This is a genomic window from Desulfovibrio legallii, from assembly GCF_004309735.1.
Classification (GTDB): Bacteria; Desulfobacterota; Desulfovibrionia; order Desulfovibrionales; family Desulfovibrionaceae; genus Desulfovibrio; species Desulfovibrio legallii.
Genome location: NZ_SIXC01000012.1, coordinates 26,281 through 45,859, shown reverse-complemented (window position 1 = coordinate 45,859; position 19,579 = coordinate 26,281). Strand labels below are relative to the sequence as shown.

General features: G+C 63.6%; 21 protein-coding genes. All 21 read left to right on the top strand.

Translation table 11 applies throughout. The annotated features are described in order from the left end of the window. Positions 1-1,693 precede the first annotated feature (1,693 nt). The 21 genes from EB812_RS09590 to EB812_RS09490 all read left to right on the top strand — a co-directional run bounded on the left by EB812_RS09590 (position 1,694) and on the right by EB812_RS09490 (position 19,385). Positions 1,694-2,005, top strand: a complete 312-nt coding sequence (locus tag EB812_RS09590; RefSeq protein ID WP_130958190.1) for a DUF7768 domain-containing protein — start codon at positions 1,694-1,696, stop codon at positions 2,003-2,005. Positions 2,006-2,008: 3 nt separating this feature from the next. After that, entirely contained in the window at positions 2,009-2,479 is a 471-nt protein-coding gene (locus EB812_RS09585; RefSeq protein ID WP_011366981.1) for a CIS tube protein, read from the top strand. Continuing rightward, the gene (locus EB812_RS09580) at positions 2,476-2,766 is read left to right on the top strand and encodes a LysM peptidoglycan-binding domain-containing protein (RefSeq protein ID WP_013219047.1); all 291 of its coding nucleotides are present in this window, start codon (positions 2,476-2,478) and stop codon (positions 2,764-2,766) included. The genes EB812_RS09585 and EB812_RS09580 overlap by 4 nt, the downstream gene beginning before the upstream one ends. Positions 2,767-2,832: 66 nt before the next feature. Beyond that, positions 2,833-4,116, top strand: a complete 1,284-nt coding sequence (locus EB812_RS09575; RefSeq protein WP_130958189.1) for a phage late control D family protein — start codon at positions 2,833-2,835, stop codon at positions 4,114-4,116. Then, positions 4,109-4,483, top strand: coding sequence for a YcbK family protein (locus tag EB812_RS09570; RefSeq protein WP_130958188.1), 375 nt, complete (start codon positions 4,109-4,111; stop codon positions 4,481-4,483). The genes EB812_RS09575 and EB812_RS09570 overlap by 8 nt, the downstream gene beginning before the upstream one ends. Beyond that, a complete protein-coding gene (locus EB812_RS09565) occupies positions 4,480-4,899 on the top strand; it encodes a DUF1353 domain-containing protein (RefSeq protein WP_130958187.1) in 420 nt (139 codons plus the stop codon). The genes EB812_RS09570 and EB812_RS09565 overlap by 4 nt, the downstream gene beginning before the upstream one ends. Then, positions 4,892-5,941: a phage baseplate assembly protein V gene (locus EB812_RS09560; RefSeq protein WP_011700611.1), complete on the top strand. Its 1,050-nt coding sequence runs from the start codon at positions 4,892-4,894 to the stop codon at positions 5,939-5,941. The genes EB812_RS09565 and EB812_RS09560 overlap by 8 nt, the downstream gene beginning before the upstream one ends. Before the next feature lie 12 nt (positions 5,942-5,953). Beyond that, positions 5,954-6,328 (top strand): hypothetical protein, encoded by a 375-nt coding sequence (locus tag EB812_RS09555; protein ID WP_013514566.1) that lies wholly within the window; start codon positions 5,954-5,956, stop codon positions 6,326-6,328. Next, entirely contained in the window at positions 6,325-6,588 is a 264-nt protein-coding gene (locus EB812_RS09550; protein WP_011366988.1) for a PAAR domain-containing protein, read from the top strand. Before EB812_RS09555 ends, EB812_RS09550 begins: the two co-directional genes overlap by 4 nt. A 10-nt stretch (positions 6,589-6,598) precedes the next feature. After that, entirely contained in the window at positions 6,599-6,907 is a 309-nt protein-coding gene (locus EB812_RS09545; RefSeq protein ID WP_020886740.1) for a hypothetical protein, read from the top strand. Beyond that, positions 6,904-7,914, top strand: a complete 1,011-nt coding sequence (locus EB812_RS09540; RefSeq protein WP_130958186.1) for a hypothetical protein — start codon at positions 6,904-6,906, stop codon at positions 7,912-7,914. The genes EB812_RS09545 and EB812_RS09540 overlap by 4 nt, the downstream gene beginning before the upstream one ends. 12 nt (positions 7,915-7,926) lie before the next feature. Next, entirely contained in the window at positions 7,927-8,817 is an 891-nt protein-coding gene (locus EB812_RS09535) for a hypothetical protein (RefSeq protein ID WP_130958185.1), read from the top strand. Continuing rightward, entirely contained in the window at positions 8,817-9,734 is a 918-nt protein-coding gene (locus EB812_RS09530) for a GPW/gp25 family protein (protein ID WP_130958184.1), read from the top strand. The genes EB812_RS09535 and EB812_RS09530 overlap by 1 nt, the downstream gene beginning before the upstream one ends. A 99-nt stretch (positions 9,735-9,833) precedes the next feature. Then, a complete protein-coding gene (locus EB812_RS09525; RefSeq protein WP_130958183.1) occupies positions 9,834-11,243 on the top strand; it encodes a baseplate J/gp47 family protein in 1,410 nt (469 codons plus the stop codon). Continuing rightward, entirely contained in the window at positions 11,243-12,817 is a 1,575-nt protein-coding gene (locus EB812_RS09520) for a phage tail protein (protein WP_130958182.1), read from the top strand. Before EB812_RS09525 ends, EB812_RS09520 begins: the two co-directional genes overlap by 1 nt. Before the next feature lie 10 nt (positions 12,818-12,827). Continuing rightward, entirely contained in the window at positions 12,828-13,421 is a 594-nt protein-coding gene (locus tag EB812_RS09515) for a hypothetical protein (protein WP_130958181.1), read from the top strand. A 10-nt stretch (positions 13,422-13,431) separates the two neighbouring features. Next, entirely contained in the window at positions 13,432-14,421 is a 990-nt protein-coding gene (locus EB812_RS09510; RefSeq protein WP_130958180.1) for a hypothetical protein, read from the top strand. Between the two features lie 122 nt (positions 14,422-14,543). Further along, on the top strand, positions 14,544-15,005 hold the full coding sequence (locus tag EB812_RS09505) for a hypothetical protein (protein ID WP_130958179.1): 462 nt from the start codon (positions 14,544-14,546) through the stop codon (positions 15,003-15,005). 12 nt (positions 15,006-15,017) lie between these two features. After that, positions 15,018-15,551 (top strand): hypothetical protein, encoded by a 534-nt coding sequence (locus tag EB812_RS09500; protein WP_130958178.1) that lies wholly within the window; start codon positions 15,018-15,020, stop codon positions 15,549-15,551. Between the two features lie 15 nt (positions 15,552-15,566). Then, entirely contained in the window at positions 15,567-19,115 is a 3,549-nt protein-coding gene (locus EB812_RS09495) for a DUF4815 domain-containing protein (RefSeq protein ID WP_130958177.1), read from the top strand. Between the two features lie 12 nt (positions 19,116-19,127). Then, a complete protein-coding gene (locus tag EB812_RS09490) occupies positions 19,128-19,385 on the top strand; it encodes a hypothetical protein (protein WP_013219032.1) in 258 nt (85 codons plus the stop codon). Positions 19,386-19,579: the final 194 nt, after the last annotated feature.

The window sequence follows — 19,579 nt, the reverse complement described above, 5'->3', positions numbered from 1 at the left end:
GAGCGACCAAGTTCATCTACAAGTTCCTGTTGCCCGTGCGCATGATCGGCGAGGCCTTCATGGCCGCCGGGAAGATCGTCTATGCGGTCTGGCAGGTGCTGACCGGCGACATCTCCCTGCTGGACGGTCTCAAGGCCATTGGCGGCGCGGTCTACGATTTTCTTGCCACCCCGTTCCGCTGGGCGCGGGATGTGGTGGTCGGTGTCTGGAATTTCATTTCCGGCATCTTCACCTCCATCGGACGCCTGGTGGCCGACGCCGCCGGACATATCGGCCAGGCGATTCTGAATCTGCCGATTATCAGCACTCTGCGTGAGCTGTTTGCCACCGTGCGCTCCTTCTTCGCCGGGGATACTACCTTTTTCGAGGCGGGCAAGAAGCTACTGATCACCCTTGGCGAAGGGATCTGGTCGGCGGTGACCTATCCCTTCACCATGCTTAAGAACGCCCTCGGCAAGCTGCGCAATCTGCTGCCGTTCTCCGATGCCCGCGAGGGACCACTCTCCAGCCTGACCGTCTCCGGTTCCGCGCTGCTCAAGACCCTCGCCGACGGCATGAGCCTTACCCAGTCGCTGCCTGCGAAAGTGTTCGGCTTCGCCGCTCGCGGGATTCTCTCGGCCGCTGCGGGAGCCTGGCAGCAGATCAAGACGGCGGGCGGAAACCTCATGGACGCCGCCTCGGCTCCCTTCCGGATGGCTGGAAAACTCTGGGATGGGTTGACCTCCGGGGCTCAAACCGTCGCGGCCAAGGCCGGGGCCATTTTCGGCGGTCTCAAACAATCCCTGTTTGGCAACACGCCCGAACTGGCGCTCAAGTCGCCCCAGGTCAATACCTGGGACGCGCTGGCCACGGGAGCCGTCAATCTCCGCGACCGGATCGTTGCCACGCTGTCTGCCGTCCCCGGGGCTGTGGGCCGAATCTTTGCCAGTGCCGGTACCGAGGGGCAATCCCTCTGGCAAAGGCTTTCCAGCGGCGCGAGCGCGGGCATTCAGGCGATCAAGGATCGCAGCGCCGGGATCGCCAACGGTTTGCTCTCCTCCGCTCGCGCCATGCTGGGAGTCCAGACCCCGATTCCGCAGGTGGCCGAGCAGAAGCAACCGCTCGGAGCTGCGCCGCCCGCCGAATCGATTGGGCAACGCATCATCGAAAGCGTGCTCAGTCTCGTGCCGCGTCTGGACGAGCGCCTGGTGCCCAAGGCCCTGAGCGCCATGCTGATGCTCCAGCCGGTCATGGCCACGGCCGCGCCGCCTCCGCAACCGATAAACGGCACAGTGCAGACCGTCGCGGCGGCCGTCGAGCCGGTAAGTAAGAGCTATATCCAGCCGTTCGCGGTGGAACCGGCAATGGAAGTCGGAAGTGCCTCTCCGGCTCCGGCCGGGATCGAGCGGCCCATAACGGTCGCTCCGACTCCGATAGCGAAGCCCCTGCAATCCGGACTCGCCGAGACGGTGCCTTCCGAACGGTTGATTGCTCCGGCCCGCACCGCTCCCGCGATACCCCTGCGCGGAGAGGACGCCGGTCCGGGGCTGCGCGAACTGCTGGAATCGCTGCTCTCGCGCCTCGATGGTCTGGCCGACCGCCCGGTGGAACTGAGCGTGACCACCAACATCGATGGCCGGAAGGTGGCCGAGGCCGTCTACAAGGATCTTCGGGAGCGGAAGATCAGAAACTACGAAACACTTTGAGAGGACCGATGAAACGCATCTTTGTCTGCAGCCCGTTCGCGGGTGACATAGCTCGAAACGTGAAGGTCGCCGAGGCGCTTTGCCGACGGGTCATGAGAAACGGTCACGCGCCGTTCGCGCCGCACCTGTTGTATCCAACCTTCACCGATGACAGCGTTCCCGAGCAGCGGGAGACTGGCATCGCCTGCGGCCTGGCCTACATGGAATGTTGCGACGAGGTGTGGGCGTTCACCGGCAACGGCATTTCCAGCGGCATGCGGCTGGAACTCGACCGGGCCGGACAACTGGGCAAGACGATCCTCGAGATCGCCGAGGTGTAAGCAATGGCCTGGGATCAACAGCCCATCAAGGGATATCTGGTGGACGCCGACACGGGAGAGCGGCTTGAATTCCAGTACAACCCCAACTCCATCAGCGACGAGAAGTCGACCGACTACGCGACGATTAAGATCCCCGGCATGAGCCACCCGCGCTACCAGTACGTCGCCGGGGAGCCGCGCCGGATCGCTTTCAAAGTCGAGCTGTTCAAGGGGCCGGTGAAACAGAAGGTCGACTGGCTCCGCTCGCTGCAATATCCGGAACACGCCGGAACCATGCTCAAGAACGCGCCGCACCGTGTGCTGCTGATTTTCGGCGATCTCTACCCAGGCGTGACCTGTATCGTCCGGCAGGTGAAGGCGCGTTTCTTCGGCCTGTTCGACCGGGACAACCTGCTGCCGCAACGCGCCGAGGTGGACATCGTCCTCGAGGAATATGTGGACCGTTCCATCAACTGGTCGGAGGTGCGCTCATGATCGGCCGCAATTCCCGATACGCCCGCTGCCTTCTCTACCGGGACAGCGACGGTACCTCCCTCGGCATGCGCCAGCGCATCGACACCACCCCCAGACACGACGACCGCCTACACACCGTGGTCGAGGGCGACCGCCTGGATCTGCTCGCGCACCGCTATCTGGGTGACGCCAGGCTCTGGTGGATCATCTGCGACTACAACGACCTCTTTTTCCCGTTGGCGCTCGAGCCGGGTCTGGCGCTGCGCATTCCCTCCCGCGAACACGTCCAGATGCGCCTGCTCGACTGAAGCGTCCGACACCTCGCCATGCCTTCCGGTAAGTAAGCAGGGAACTGCGAACCACCGGAGAGACGCATGGATCTGGATACCTTCAAACCGACATTTCTGATTCAGATCGAGGGGCAAGACCTCTCGAAGGACATCACCCAGGAGATCACCTCGTTCGTCTTCACCGACAACGAGGAAGAGCTGGATGTTCTCGAGCTGTCGGTGACCGACCGCAACCTGCAGTTCGTCGACGATCCGCTGTTCCAGGAAGGCAACGAGATCGTGGCCCGCTTCGGCTACGTGGGAAACCTCTCCCCGCGCAAGAAGGCGGTCATCAAGGACATCGATTACGATTTTCCGGAAAATGGTGATCCGACCATCCGCATCAAGGCCTACGACAAGGGCTTCAAACTGGCGGGCAAGGAAAACCAGAAGGTCTGGCAGAAACCCGCTCCCGGCATCCTCTATTCGGAAATCGCCGAACAAGTCGCCGCCGCCAACGGTCTCACGCCGGTGGTCACGGCTACCAAGGGAACCCATCTCCGCGTCACCCAGAGCAACATCTCGGACGCCCAGTTCCTCAAGGAGCTGGCGGAAAAGGCCCGCGACCGCGATGGCGACGGCGTGAGCGGCTATGTCTTCTATATCCAGGACGACGAACTTCATTTCCATCCCCGCGAGCTCGACCAGACACCACTTCTGACCCTCGAATATTTCACCGATACCAAGGGCCTGTTGCGCTCGTTCCGCCCCAGCACCCAATCCCAGGGAGCCAAGGGCGCGGGGGTCGAGACCAAGACGGTCGGCGTCGACCCGCGCAAGAAGGACGTGGTCGAGCACAAGGCCAACAACGCCACCACGCCCGAACGGACGGCCCTGGGCAAGCAGACCTATCTGGTCGACGGCAACACCGGCGAAGGCAGCTTCAAGGAACAGGAGACGGGGCAGATCGTGCCCAGCTTCGACCGTTCCGAAGGCTTTCACGAAGAGCCGCGCCAGGAGCCCGCCCAGGACAGCGCCGAAGGCAAGTTCCGCGAGGCCGAGCTGCGCCAGGTCGAAGCGGACGCCGCCACCATCGGCATTCCCCAGCTACGCGCCAAGAAGAACGTCGAGATCAAGGGCGTGGGACGGAAGTTTTCCGGCATCTACTACTGCCACTCGGTCCGCCACAGCATCAGCGGCGCTGGCTATCTCTGCGAACTCAAACTCAAGAAGAACGCCCTCGGCAAGGGCGCGGGCGACAAGTCCGCCGAGTCCCAGGGCAAACCCAACGACAAGGAGGCCCCGCCCACGCCGCAAAACGAGCCGCCAGCCATGGTGACCATCGACGCGGATTCCGGCGCGGTCACACAAGGAGGCGGCAATGGGTGATCTCAGCAAGAATTTCAACCGTTCGGAATTCGCCTGCAAAGGCACGAACTGCTGCGGCCATTCGGCTGCGGTCCATCCCGACCTGGTCGACGCCCTGCAGACGCTGCGCGACCGCATCGGCAAACCGCTGTCCATCACCAGCGGCTTCCGTTGCAACCGGCACAACAAGGCGGTGGGTGGCGCGGAACAGAGTTTTCACACGCTGGGCATGGCGGTCGACGTGAGCTGTCCCGCAGGCGTTTCGCCCGAGGAACTGGCGGTCATCGCCGAGGAGATTCCACTCTTCCGCGAAGGCGGCATCGGCGTCTATGCCTCCTGGGTCCATCTCGACGTGCGTCAGTCGGGCAAGGCGAGGTGGAGGTCATGAGCGCCGAAGCCAAGACCCTGTTTTCCGGCACCGCGCTGGGTCTCTCCGGGCCGCTTCGGGTGGAGATCCTGCCCAATGGAATGACCGCAAGGCTGACCCAGCCGTTCCGTGTCCGCACCGGCGCTGGCCGCATCATCGAAGTGCCCGCCGGGTTCGAGACCGACTTCGCCTCGGTGCCGCGCCTGTTCTGGCGCGTGGTGCCGCCCTGGGGACGATATTCCCCGGCGGCCGTCGTTCACGACTATCTCTACCACACCGGCAAGGTCTCGCGGCTTGCGGCCGACCGCCTCTTTCTCGAACTGATGGCGGCTTTGGGCGTGCCTCTGTGGAAAAGGCAGGTCATGTATTGGGCGGTTCGCCTGGGCGGCTGGCTGGCCTGGGACGCCAGTCGAAAGCGTGAGGCGGAGCATGCTTGAAACTCGCGACCGTCAATCCGAGGAGCGCTACCGCAACCGCTGGTACGGCAAGTACCGGGCCTTCGTGCGCGACAACAACGACCCCGAACGCCTCGGTCGGGTCCGTCTGGAAATCCCCGCCGTGCTCGGCAGCGGGCGGGAGAACTGGTCCGAATGGGCCGCGCCCTGTTTCCCCTACGGCGGCAACGACGACACCGGCATGTTCCTGGTCCCAGAAGAAGGGGCCTCGGTCTGGGCCGAGTTCGAGGGCGGCGTCGTCCAGTATCCGATCTGGACCGGGGTCTGGCTGGCCAAGAGCAATCCCGGTGAGCAGCCCGAGGAATCGAAGCGCACCTGCGCGAATGCCTTCTGTCATGACTGTGAGGACAAGGTTGAGCATCAGGCCAACCGGCACGACGATCTCGAACACAAGAAGTACCACGGCCATCCGCCGTATTACTGCCCGCGCCTGAAGGTCCTGCTCAAGACCGAAACCGGCCACACCATTCTTGCCGATGATCGCGACGGCGACGAGCTGCTGCGGATCATCGACCGCGCCGGGCAGATCCTCACCATGGAAGGGAAGGTGAAGCCGGAGATGCAGAGCGGCAACGCCCTGCGCCGAGGCACGAAGGACGCCGAGAAAGGCGACCAGCTCGACATCGCTTCGCAGATCGTCGGCTCCCGCGCCCGCATCCAGCTCACCGACCTCTGCCGCCAGCAGGTGATCCTCGAAGCCTGGCAGGACAAGGAGAAGGTCCACATCCTCTCGTGCGACAAGGGCCGCTCCCGCTGGCAGAAGATCCTCATCGATACCACCAAGGGTCGGGAGAAAGTTCACATCTGGGGGCTCAACGGCACCCAGGAAATCCTCGTCGATTCCACCGCCGCCGCCGAACAGATCCGGCTCACCGACAAGGCCGGTCAGGTGGTGCGCATGAACGCAGCGCCCGGCCAGGAGAGCATCAGCGCCACCGACAAGTCCGGCAGCCTCGTGTTCATGGATGGGGTGGCCGGAAACATCATCATTCGCTCGACGAACACTGTCTTGATCAACACCTGAAGGAAGCATCGCATGGGAGAAAGAACAACAACGCCCTCCGGACTCTCGGCCAGCGAGGAATTGCTGGCCCGGACCTTCGATCATTGGCGGGAGGAATTCCGCAGCATCCTCGAAAGTCACCGCCGGGAAATCCAGGACCGACTCGAGAAGATCGAACGTGAAATCGAGAAGAAATCGGACAAGGAAAACGTCGAGGTACTGGTCCGCTCGATCTATTCCGATCTGCACCGGCACGCCGAGGAGATCGACCGGCTGCATGCCCGGGTCGGCTCCAAGATGGGGACCGAGACCATGTGGAAGATCGTCGGCCTGGTGTTGACCATCGGCAGCACCATCGGCGGACTCATCGGCTTTCTGATCCATCTGTTGCTGAAGGTGAATCCATGAGCTCCCAGGCGCGACTCGGTGACATCAGCAGTCACGGCGGCGTCATCATCACCGGGGCCAGTCGGACGCTGGACAACGGCATGCCCGTGGCCCGTATGGGGGACCTGCACGTCTGTCCCATCCCGGGGCATGGCGTGACGCCCATCGTGACCGGCAGCTTCGACACCATCACCGAAGGATTGCCCAACGCCCGCATCGGCGACATCACCGCCTGCGGAGCCATCATCGTTACCGGCAGTCCCGACACCATCGACAACTGAGGGGGATGCCATGAACAATCTCGAACAACCGCAGGAACCGCACTACTGGGATGTCTTCCCGAAGTTGATCCGGGTCTCGCGATCCCCATTCGTTCAGCGCATTCCGCTCTCGATCCGGGGTCTGCCCGAAGCGCCGGTGTTCGAATCGTCCAATCCCGACGTGGCCAGTGTCGATGAAGACGGCAATGTCGAATGCGGCTTCGTTCCCGGAGCGGCCATGATTCTGGTCTGGGATTCGCCCGAGCGGCTCAGCCTGCGGCACGTTCAGGTCGAGGTCTATGGCGGCGGCGTCTCCGCACCGGTGGAGGTTCCTTCATGACGGATACCCCGTCAACCTTTAGCCACTGGGAGGTTCAGCCTCGCTCCATCCGCCTCTCCTCCGGCGAGTTCGAGCAACGGATTCCGCTCTCACTGCGCGGCGACGTGGACGCTCCGGTCTTTGCCACCAGCAATCCGGAGGTCGCGGAGATCGGGCCGGACGGTGTCATTCGCTGCGGCTGGACCATCGGCAACGCCGTGCTCATGGTCTGGCGATCCTCGGCCCGGGACAGCCTCCGACATGTACTGGTGGAGGTCCGTGATCCGTCCTGGTTCGCCGACCACCCGGACTTTGCCAGCGGAGCCACGGTCCTCCTCAGCGGCATGGTGGTCAACGCCCTCAACACCAGCGGCGTCGGCAACGCGCTGATCGAATTCCGCCGCTCGGAAACCGGCCCGGCGGCGTACCAGACCTTCGCCAACGCCTATGGCGGGTTCGAGCTGTCCGTACCCGAGGGGTTCTATTACGTGGAGGTCACCGCGCCGGGATACATCGCCTGGCATGGCTGGGTGAATGCCGACCCCAACACCTCCGGCGACATCCAGATCGTTCTCTCGCCCGAGCTCGACGGCCAGGTCGCCCGCATCGTGTTGCAGTGGGGCCTGAATCCCCGGGACCTCGATTCCCATCTCACCGGACCGACGCCATCCGGCGGCAGGTTCCATGTGTTCTATTCCCACACCATCGAAAACGAGGCGGCGGAATTGGACGTGGACGACACCAGTTCCTACGGGCCGGAGACCATCACCATCCATCGGCTCATCCCCGGCATCTACCGCTACGCGGTCCACGACTACACCAACCGCAACGCCAATCCGAGCTCCGGCCTGGCGCAGTCCGGAGCATCGGTGAAAGTGTTCTTGAGCGATGGCCGTGAGCAGACCTTCAACGTTCCCAACGCCCCCGGCACGGTCTGGACCGTGTTCGAAATCGACGGCGCGACCGGAACGGTGACGCCGGTCAGCGCCATGAGCTATCAATCCCAACCCGCCAATGTCGGCATGTAATGGAGGTTATCCATGATTTCCGAAGAACCCTCCGACTTGCAGGCCACCATCGAACAGACCGATTCCGGCGAGCAGCAGTATGTTTTACGGGCGCTCTGCGATCACCTGTCTGGCATTCGTGAGGAGCTTTCCGGCATCCGCACACTGCTGGAGGCCGGTCACGCCGCCTCGGAGGCGATGCGCGGCCAGGCCCAGGCCTATCTGGAAGCCCAGCAGGCCAGGACGCAGGAGTATCTGGATCAGGTACAGGTCGAGCCGGAGCCCGATTTCTATCCCTTCGTCGAACTGCCTGCGGGCACCGAACCCCGGGATCTGCCGGACGGCAACCGGCTCTTCACCTTGCCCGACGGCATGATCCTGCGGACCACTGACGATCAGCGAATCTGCGTCATCGACGCCGGGGAGCAGCAGGTCGTCACCCCCGGACCCGGCACGGCTGTCGAGGTCGCCCCGGGACGCCTTTACACCCTGGTCGAGTCCTATCTGAGCGCGACCCGGGAGGCAGCCGGTATCAGCGGACTGCCCGCCGGGATCGATCCGACCGCCATGGGCGCGGAACGCTTCGCGGTGGATCTACCCGAGGGCATCCGTCTCGACGTCGATCACCGGGAGCGGTTCATCACCCTGATCAACCCGGCCGGACCAATCGACATCATCGGCATCGGCCGCATCGAGGGCATCGGCGAAACCATCGCCGTCCGTCTGCTTTCCGGGGGAGCCAAGGGATTCCAGTGCGGCCAGTCCGGCCACGGCGGGCTGATCGAGGCGAACGGAACCATTCACCTGGGGCTCAAGAGCGGCCTGGATCTGGTGATCCGGTTCCAGGGAGAAGCCGTCGACGACGCCACTTCGGAAAATGGCTGCTCGGGACAGTGCGGCATCGACTGCGAGGAGCGTACCTGATGAGCTATGACTTTCTCGGCAAGGGATTGCGCTACCCGTTCCGGTTTCAGTCGGTATCCGGCGGCACCCAGGTATCGACCGCCACCTCGCGGGAGCACGAGCACATCCGCGAAAGCATCCTGCAGATCCTCGGCACCCGGATCGGCGAACGGTTCATGAATCCGGAGTTCGGCTCCAGGCTGAAGGATCTGGTGTTCGAACAGAACGACGAGGTGCTCAAGGGCTTGCTGCGTCATTACGTGATCGACGCCATCAAGCGCTGGGAAAAGCGGGTGATTATCACAGAGGTGCGCTTCGACGACCGACCGCTGAACATCGACGGCAACCTGCTGCTGGTGCATATCGCCTACCGGGTGATCCAGAGCCAGGTGGACGGCAACCTGGTCTATCCCTTCTACAGAGAAGACCCGAACAATCCCGCGCCCAGCTATCCCCAGCCGGAACCCGAGCCGGAACCGCCGCCGGTGCGCAGCGTGCGCCTATCGCCGGATGTGCGCTCACTGTTCAATCTGCTCTGGTTCGACGCAGCCGAGATGAGCCCCGATCCGGACGATTCCTTCATCTGGCCAGCCGGGGAATACGAGATCGCCTACATCGAGGGAGCTTTTCAGGACCGCAACGGCAAGTGGATCGTCAGCGATCCGGGTGACAACCACGGCCATTATCTGGTCTTCAAGGGAGCACCCGAAACGGAAACGCCCCAGGCCGAGCACGCCCTCTATCTGGCCGCAAGCGGTCTGGGCTTCGACACCCAGAGTCAGGCGGAAGATAACGCCGCTGGTACCGCTCACCGGATCACCACGTCGGAGCCTGGCCGCATCGGTCTGTTCTATTTCGAGGGCAAGAAGGAATCCCACTACCTCAACAACACCTCCGGGCAGCCCAACCCGGTCTGGCAACTGCGCGGCCCGCTCTGAGGCATCCCGCCTCCGACACATCCAGGCCCCTTCCGGTAAGTAACCGGCGTGGCGAGAGCATCAGGCGCTCTCGCATAACCGCCGAAAACCGGAGAGACCATGGGCCGCGCAAGCATCGGATACATCAACAAGGATTACGAATCGATCCGCCAGGAGCTGCTGGCGAAGATCCCGCAGCTTACTGACCGCTGGACCGATTTCAACCACTCCGATCTCGGCGTCGTCCTGCTCGATCTGTTCTGCGGCGTGGGCGACATGCTGGCCTACTACCTGGACGCCCAGGCGGCGGAGGCTTTCCTGCCCACGGCCCGCCAGCGGCAGAACGTCATCAACCTCTGCAAGCTCATCGGCTACCGGCTGGATTCACCGGTGGCCTCCACCACCACGCTGCGTTTCCGGCTCTCCGCCCCGCTTGGCAAGGACCTGACCATTCCGGCGGGAACGGCCTGCCGCGCCTTGCTGAATGACGGCGAGGCGGATTTCGAGACGGTCGAGGACGGCCTGATCCCGCGAGGCGTGCTCTCTTTAGACATCCCGGCCCGTCAAGGCGTGCGCCGCACCGAGACCTTCACGTCGACGGGGCTGCCATTTCAGCGCATCCGCCTGACCGGCGACGCCATCGCCCAGGGCACCATCACCGTTACGGTGGGGGACGACGCCTGGAGCGAGGTCGATCATTTTCAGGACAGCCTGGCCGACAGCCGTCATTTCATGGCCGACCTGGATGCGCTCGACATCTCTACCCTGATTTTCGGCGACGGGCAAAGCGGCGCTGTACCCGCTCAGGGAAGCACCATCACCGTCAGCTATCTGCAGACCATCGGAGACCAGGGCAATCTCGGCCCGAACCGGATCACTCAACTGCTGAGCCCGGTCTACCTCGACGGCGGCCAGGTCTCCCTGACCGTCACCAATCCTGTTCCCGCCACTGGCGGCGCTTCGCGGGAAGCCCTCGAACACGCCCGCCGACAGGCACCGGCGGAACTGCGAAGTCTCTGGAAGGCCGTCACTCTGGAGGATTACCAGGTCCTCGCCGAAGGTTACCCCGGCGTCGCCAAGGCCAAGGTGCTCGACACCAATGCCTGCCAGAACATCCGCTATTACAATGTCCAACTGGCCATCGCCCCCAACGGCGGCGGAATGCCCTCGGCGCTGCTCAAGCGGGACCTCGCGGAGTTTCTCGAACGCCGCAAGGTCATCACGGTCGAGATCAATCTGTTCGATCCGATCTACCGCCCCGTTTCCATCGACGCTGAGGTCTACGTCTGGCCCGGTGAACCGCTGGAAAACGTGCGCAGCCGCATCGAAGCCGCGCTCTCCGATTTCTTTTCCTTCGACCAAGTCTCTTTCGGCCAGACCATTCACTTCTCCGACCTGGTAGCACTGATAGACGGCGTGCGTGGCGTCAGCCACATGCATCTCTACGCACCGCAGCAGGACATCGAGCTGCGCCACGGCGAAATCCCGGTCCTCGGCAGTGTCAACCTCGATCTGCGGAGGGCCGGTTGATGTCGGATTGGTTCAAGGACAATCTGCTCGGCCTGCTGCCGCCGCTTTACGAGCACAACGACGAGGCCGGTGACCTGCGCACCTTTCTGAGCCTTCCCGCCGGAACGCTCGACGAGCTCAAGCAGGCTATCGACGACTTCCCGACCATCTTCGACGTCGATCATTGCGACGAACGCTTCTTGCCACTGCTGGCGAGACTGGTCGGCCTCGAAGTGGACGGCACCTGTTCGCCGGACTGCCAGCGCCGCCGCGTGCGGGAGGCGGTCGAAATCTATCGCCGCAAGGGCACTATCCCGGCCATCGAACGCGATTTTGACGCGCTCGGTTGGAAGGGGGAACTGCAGGAGACCTTCCGCTCGGCTCTGCGTCTCAATGCCCGCTCAAAACTCAGCAGCGCCAAGCTGCCCGGGCTGGTGTTCAGCCTCGGCGTGTTTCGCGTGCTGTGCCTCAACCAGACCGAGGGGCTGCGCGACGCCCTGGTGTTTCACCACCCGGCGGGCACGCGCTGTTTCTGGCTCCAGTTCCTCCTGGAATGGATCGAAGGCGGCGCGATGCTCGACTTCGGGCATGCCAACGCCGTGCGCCGGATCGTATTGGCATTTCTCGACGAAACCTTCGTCCTTGGCCGATCCTCGCTCGGTTCCTGCCGCCACCTGACCAACAAGCAGAGGGCCTGGGAGCTGTTGCAGCTCACCAGCACCACGGAGATGATCCCGGAGATCGATCGGGCCGACGTGAAGGTCTCCCGTTTTCACGGCCGCCAGAACCGGATGCGCCTGAACCACAAGGCCCTCAACGACTGGCGGCTGCCGTACACCCGCGTGGGCGAGGATCGGGTTTCCTTCTGCACGCCCATCTACACCGGCCGCGATTTCGAAGGCGATGTGCTGGAAAGCGGCTTCGGGCTGGGTGAGAGCCATCTCAACCGCAAGCCGCTGACCCATGGCGAGACCGCGCTGCGCTACTGCTTCCGGCAGAAGGATTTCTTTTTCGACACGCAGGCGGAACCGGTCGAGCGGGCGGAGGCCAAGTACGACCTGCGCCTGCCCTTGGAATCCCGGCACCGCCTCTGCTTTCAGCTTGGCCGCGCCAGGCTCAACGAAGGTCTCGACCTCACCGCCAACCAGGGCGGCATCAGCAATCTGCTGCTCGCCTCCACCGCTGGCTGCGACGCGGACGTCACCCTGGCCGTCGACCGGATCGACCGATGGCGGCGGAGAGGGCCTGTGTTCCGGCTCAACGCGAACACCCTGAACACCCGGTATCTGAGCAATGCGAATCTGACCGGCGAACGGGCTTCGCTTGAAGTCTATGTGGACACGGGCTCTCTCCAGCGCCATCGGGTCGAGACCATGAAGCTGGGCGCAAGCCCGCTCAACACCACCGGCCTGCGTCTCTCCGTGGATCGGACCCGCCCCATGCGCGTCAGCCGCATGCGCCTCAACCAGGCCGGATTCCGCTGGTCGCGGCCTTCCTACCGCTGGCTGTTCCGTCAGCAGGATCTGCACGCGCCTACGCAGGCCGGGTTCGAGGCCGCCACCAACAACTATCGCGCCACCCAGTGGCCCACCTGAAGGAGAACCCATGGCGATACATCTCTATCTTGACGAAGCGCTGACCCAGCAGATTTCCGAGGGGGATTTCAGCCGCCCCGAGGCCGAGAGCTACAACGGCACCGACGGCGACATCAAGGATCGGCAACTCTACGTCGCCAACGAGCAGACGGGCCTCGCTTCGGCCATCGACGCGGCGCAGACATCCATCGCCCTGGCCGAACAGCGCTTTGCCGACGGCGAACTCATTATCATCGACGGCGAGCAGATGCTCGTCGAAAGCGGCGGCGGCACCGCCAATCTCACCGTGCAGCGGGGCGTGGCCAACACCAATCCGGCCGCGCACAACGTCGGGACGACCGTCTATTCCGGCTACGACTACACCGGGCTGGTGCTCGATCCCATCGATGAAACCGGCACCGACGAAGCGGTCTGGTACCGCCTGGCCCTGACCCATGCCGAACTCGACACCGCCACCCAGGGCGCACCGCTGAATCTCGGCGACAAGGCCTTCCAGCAGACGCTGTCTTTCTGGCGGCGCTGCACCGTGCTCCCGGGCACGCCGGTGCAAAACAAACTCGACATCAAGCTGCGCCTGACCGGCACGGAAAACCCGATTCTCTAAGGAGGCCGCCATGGCATACCACAGCATTCAAGGACTCGCTCACGGTCGGCTCGACCTGCTCAATCAACTGCGGACCTTTCTGGTGACCACCACCGGCTGGACCCTGCACGACGATCAGTCGGCCGACCCGCAGCCGTATTTCGTTTTCAAGTCGCACGGAGAATCCGGAGCCGAGGACGCCTATCTACAGTTCCGTATCAGCACCACCTCCGGGCGAATTCACGTCGCCGCATTCCAGTATTGGGACGCGGCCACCCACACCGGCGTCAACGAGGCTTCGCACACCAGTTACACCTATCTGCGGGTGGAGGACAGCGCCGACTTCATCTTCTGGCTGTTCGCCGATCTGGACCACGTCTTCGTGGTGACCAAGCTCGTCTCCACCTACTACGGCCATTACAGCGGCCTGCTGAAACGCTTCTGGTCCGGGGCCGTCGCGCTCACGCAGGCGGCGGCCACCGCCGGAAGCGGCGTGGTGCTTCAGGTCAACGACGCCACCGTGGTCACGCCCGGACAGGACTATGTGATCAAGGACGACGCGGGCATCGAACGCGTGCGTGTGAGCGCCATCGACACCGCCGTCACGCCGAACACCATTACCGTCGAGACCCTCGTTCGGGATTACGCCTCGGGGGCCAAGATCGGCGAGGACCCGCAGCCGGTCATCAACAGTTACTACAACGCGCCGGGCACCTTCTACGCCGTGAACAAGTTCGACGGCTGGACCTCCGCCTCCGGCCAGCAGGGCCGTTGCGGCGCGGCCAACGGCGGTCTCCAGGGCGAAACCGATCCAGAGATGCGCTACGGCACCACCATCCTTTTTCCCTGGCTCGCCTCGATGTCCGGTTCCGCTGCCTACCAGGAACTGCGCGGCGAACTCATCGAGATCTTCTCCGTGGGCGGCGGCAACGTCGCCTCGGAAGACACCATTCAAATCGGAGCTGACAGCTACCGCGTGTTCAACCTGACCACCGGCGGCTGGTGCGCGGTGAAGGAATAACGCCATGGCAATGCATAGCGGAAAGCTCAAACCCATCAGCACGATCACCGGCCAGCGTCGTCCGGAAACGCTTATGTCCATGAACCGTGGCCAGGCACTCAAGCTCAGCGGGAGGATTCGCCGTGGCCGTGCATAAGGGACAACTGGCATCCATCACCACCCGCAGAGGCACACGGCGGCCGGAACTGCTCGCCATTGGAGCGGCGCAACCCGGAGCGCTTTTCGAGCTGTTTTCCGGGGCACCGGCCAGGCGCACGGTGATGGTCCGGGCCGACAGCGCAATGCGGGTCGCCCATCGGCTCGAACGTCGATCCGACCTCGCGCTTCGCGTGAACAACCGCCTGAACCGGAGCGCCGACCTGTGGCTCGTCGTCCATGGCCGTCTGGGCGTCGATGTTGACGCGGCGGTGCGGGTGACGCGCCCCTGGCTGCGGAACATCGACACCAGCGTCCGGACATCCGGCGCACACATCAGCCGTTCCGACACCGTTCAGCGCATCGCGGTCCCGGCCGGGCTGCTGGCCGACACGCGCCAGATCCTGTTCGCGGTGCTCATCGATCAAGACCACGAAATTCAGACCTAAAGGAGAACAGCAATGGCACTGGGACTCATCGTCAAAACCGGCCGGATACTGACGGCCAAACTCCTCCTCGGCCAGGCCGTGGACGGCATCACCCACTGCGCCATCGGCGACGGGGATGCCAGCTTCAGCGACCCGCAGAATCCGCCCGCGCCGGACATCGGCCAGACCGGGCTCAGAAACGAACGCGCCCGCAAGCGCTACTACAAGCGGACTTTCCTCAAGGAGGACGCCGAAGGGGCGCTGCTGGTCAACGGCGTGCGCTATCTCGAAACCGGCGAGGAGACCAACACCATCGGCATCTTCTTTCGCTTCGACGAGGCGGAGGCCAACGGCATCACCATCCGCGAATACGGCTTCTTCGGCGGCGACGTGCAGTACGTGCAAAGCGTCACCGGGGATCTCGCCATGGGCGGCGTGTTCCATCAGGACACCAACCCAACCGGCGAGGTGCTGCACCCGGGCTACCTGTACGAGGTGAAGAACATTCCCGACTTCAACAAGATTTCCGACACCCGCGTGGAGCTGGTCGGGATCATCAAGATCTAACTGGAGGATTCAAACATGAGCATCTCACGCGAGACATTCGACCCGACCAAGAACTACAAGCGCATCCGTTACCATCAGGATCGCGACCTGCTGGATTCCGAACTCAACGAGCAGCAGGACATCATCAACCTGGAGCGGCGCAAGATCGCCGACATCCTGTTCAAGGAAGGCTCCATCATCATGGGCCTCGAGGTCAGCGCGGCCGCCAACGTCCTGACCCTGGCCCCGGGCGTGGTCTACATCGACGGCCATCTGGAACAGGTGAGCGGCGCGACCCTGACCTATGATCCGGCCACCACCAGCGGGGCCGAATACGTTTACGTGGAGCTGCTGAAGTACAACTACGGCTACACCCAGGACCCGGCCCTGATCAATCCGGCCACCGGCGAGCCTACCGCCGAGCGGGAAAAATGGGTTCTTTCTCTCAAGGCGACGGACACCAGCGGCCAGACGCTGCCCAACAACGTGGCCGAGCGCCGGGTGATCCCGATCTACAAGTTCGACCGCGAGAGCGGCGATGTCACGCCCACGGTGCAGGAGAAGTCCAACCTCTACCTTCGGGATCTACTGGGCACTCTGCCGGGCAGCCGGATCACCGTCTCCTCGATCACCGAGGACCAGCTCTCCTTCGCCGCCGCCGAAGGGCTCAATTCCCTGATTCAGAATCTGGCCGAGCGCACCTTCGACCAGGCCGGAAGCTATCTGGTGCGGGGCTTCGACACCTTCATCGGCGGCGTCGACGACGACAGTGTGGAGGCGATCACCAACGCCGGACGCGCCTACATCCAGGGCTTCCGGCATCAGCGCGATCTGCCCACCTCGACCCTGGTGCCCAAATCCATCGCCACCAAGTCGGTGCGCGGTGAGCAGAAAACCTTCGACATCAACAAGCGCCGCTATCCGGTCAACTCCACGCCGCTGAAGGAGACGACCCAGGTGGAAGCCATCGTCGAGATCACCCGCAACGTCACTCGCGGCTCGGTGGGCGGCGGCGAAGACCTGCTCGATCCCAATCCCGTGGTGGACATCCTCGAGGTCAGCCAGGGGGCGACCATCTTCCAGGAGGGCGTGGACTGGCAGCAGTCAGGCAACCATGTCGACTGGCTCGGCTCCGGCAACGAACCGGCCATCGGCACCACCTACACGGTGCGCTGGACCTACACCAAGCAGATGGTCAAGGGCACCGACTACGTGGACAGCGGCTGGTTCGGACAGGCCAACCATCCGGCGGCCGGAAACTACTTCTATCTGGTGACCGCCTACAACGCCACCGGCGAGACGGCCTTCAACGCCGCTGCGGTCATCGCCCGGGTCACCGCAGCCGGGGAGATGAACAAGCTCTCCTGGCTGCCGGTCAGCGGCGCGACCGGCTATCGCGTCTACCGGGCTGCCACCAACGGCGCACGCACCGACTACAAGCGCCTGATGGAGCTGGGCAGCGAGGCGATCTCCTACGTCGACGACGGCGTCGAGGAGATCGGCACCGCTTCGCCTCCGGCCACCAACACGGCCGGACTCACCATGTCGCCGGTTCAGCTCGAGCTGGGTAACCTCAACGTGATCAATTTCGGGCGCGGCAGCCTCGGCGATCAGCCGGTGAACGGCTCCAACTGCAGCCTGGACTATGACTATTACCTCGGCCGCCGCGACATCGTTTACGCCACCACCACCGAGATCAAGCGGCTGGAAGGGGCTCCGGCGGATTTTCCGAAGCTGCCCATCGTCCCGGAAAACGCCCTGGGGCTGTGCAGCATCGACTGCCCGCCCAACTCCACCGACATGGAGATCCGCAACTTCGGCCTGACCCGCATCACCATGGACCAGATCCACGACATCATCCAGGACGTCGAGGATCTGAAGTACAACGACGCCCAGTACCAGATGAACAACGAGCTGCAGAACCGGGACGCCCAGACCAAGAAAGGCATCTACTCGGACGACTTCTCGAACACCGCCCAGTCGGACATCTACCACGCCGAATGGGACGCCCGGGTCAACGAGATCGCCCGTTTCGTCGCGCCGGACCGCATTCCGCACTCGACGGTGCTCTCGGTCGATCAGGCGGGCAGCAACGCGAGCTTCTTCGGCAGTCTGGCGCTGCTGCCCGGCAACGAGACCGTGCTCGTTGAACAGAACGACTGGTCCGAGGAGCGCAACATCAACCCCTACGCCGTGTTCGACAAGCCCCCGGCTATGTTGCAGATCACGCCCAACCTCGGGCGGCGCGGCCAAACCGGGATCGCCGTCACCGGCATCAACTTCACCCCGAGCAAATCCGGCATCGTGCTGCGCTGCGACGGCCAGGTGATGGCCAGCAACCTGATCAGCGACGAGGCCGGTCGGGTCAGCGCCTCCTTCACCATTCCGACCAACGCCCGCAACGGCAACCGCATCGTGGAGATGGCCGACGGCGTCTACTCGGCCCGGGCCAGCCTGCAGATCAACGATCCGCTGGTCATCACCCGCATCGAGCGCATCATCGAGAACCGCATCATCCGCGTGCCCGTGGTGCAGGTGGTCTGGCGCACCCAGACCATCTTCGTACCCCGCGATCCGCTGGCCCAGACCTTCAGCTTCACCCAAAACCAGGTGATCTCCAGCATCGGACTGCAGTTCACCGCCAGGGACCCGAGCATCCCGGTCACGGTGCAGATTCGCGGCGTCACCACCGGTCTGCCCAACGGCGTGGTGTTCGCCGAGAAGGTGTTGGCCCCGAACGAGATCAGCCTGAGCGGCGAGACCCGCATTCGCTTCGATGACCCGTTCTACGCCGAGGCCAACACCAGCTATTCCGTGGTGCTGCTGACCAACAGCACCAACTACAAGGTGCGCACCGCCACCCTGGGCAAGATGGGCCGCTGGGGCATCATCACCCGCCAGACCTACATGGAAGGCGTGCTGCTGGAGAGCTCCAACGCCGAGACCTGGACGCCGCTCAACGGCTCCGACCTGGCGATGAAGATCTACGGCTACAACTTCCAGTCCGAGGGTATGATTCGCTTCCAGCCGATCACCGGCGTGCAGTTCTCCGACATCAACCTCGACGAATACTCGGCCATTCCCCAGGGCACCGGCCTCGACTGGGAATACTCCACCGACGGCGGCGTGACCTGGGACGCCATGGTTCCCGCCGAGGAGGAACGGCTGCCCAACCTCGCCACCCGGGTCCAGATCCGCGTGCGCCTGAGCAGCTCCCTTGCCAACGACACCCCGGCCATCAACTTCCGCGACGTCAACCTGGTGGGCTACCTCAACAAGACCACCGGGGCCTACCTGACCCGCGAGAACGAGCTGACCCAGGGAGTGGAATCGACCAAGGCCTATGTGCAGATGCAAATCCCCAGCGGCACCACCCTGCAATGGTTCGCCAGCAACGACGGCGGCCTGACCTGGGAGGCGATGACCATCCAGGACACCCGGCCCATCGACGAGAACTGGACCGAGTACACCCTGGTGCGCACCTTCACCGACAACACCGGCAACAAGGTCCGTTACAAGGCCGAGATGACCGGCACGCCGTTGATCTACCCGCGCATCCATTCGCTGGGCGCGACCCTGAGCTAAGGAGGCACGGCCATGATCGTTCGACGCAAAGGCGGCCTGACCGAGTTCATCCCTACGCCGCAGGAGAAGCGCGACGGTCTGATCCGTGACCACGCCCTGGGCCTGCTGGAGAATCTGCACCAACGCCTGGCGCGGCTGGAACGGGCGTCAAAGCTCCCGGCCGCCGAAGCGGAGGCCTTCACGGCGCTGCTGGCACGGATGCGGGCCGACGAGTCGCGCAACCTCGAGCTGCACGCCAGCCTGATCACCTCAGATACCGCCTCCGGCTGACCGGCTCACTGCCACCGCTAACTCAGAAACCCCGGATACGGCCAGCCCGTTCCGGGGTTTCTGCCGCCTGTGCGCCGCCCAATCCGGCCAAGTTCGCAAGTCATTGAAAATAAACGTGTTAAATGTCGGCTCCGGCTGTTCTTCTACTTGATTTGTGTCCGGAAAGAAGCATTCATTCATGGTGTGAGCGGAGG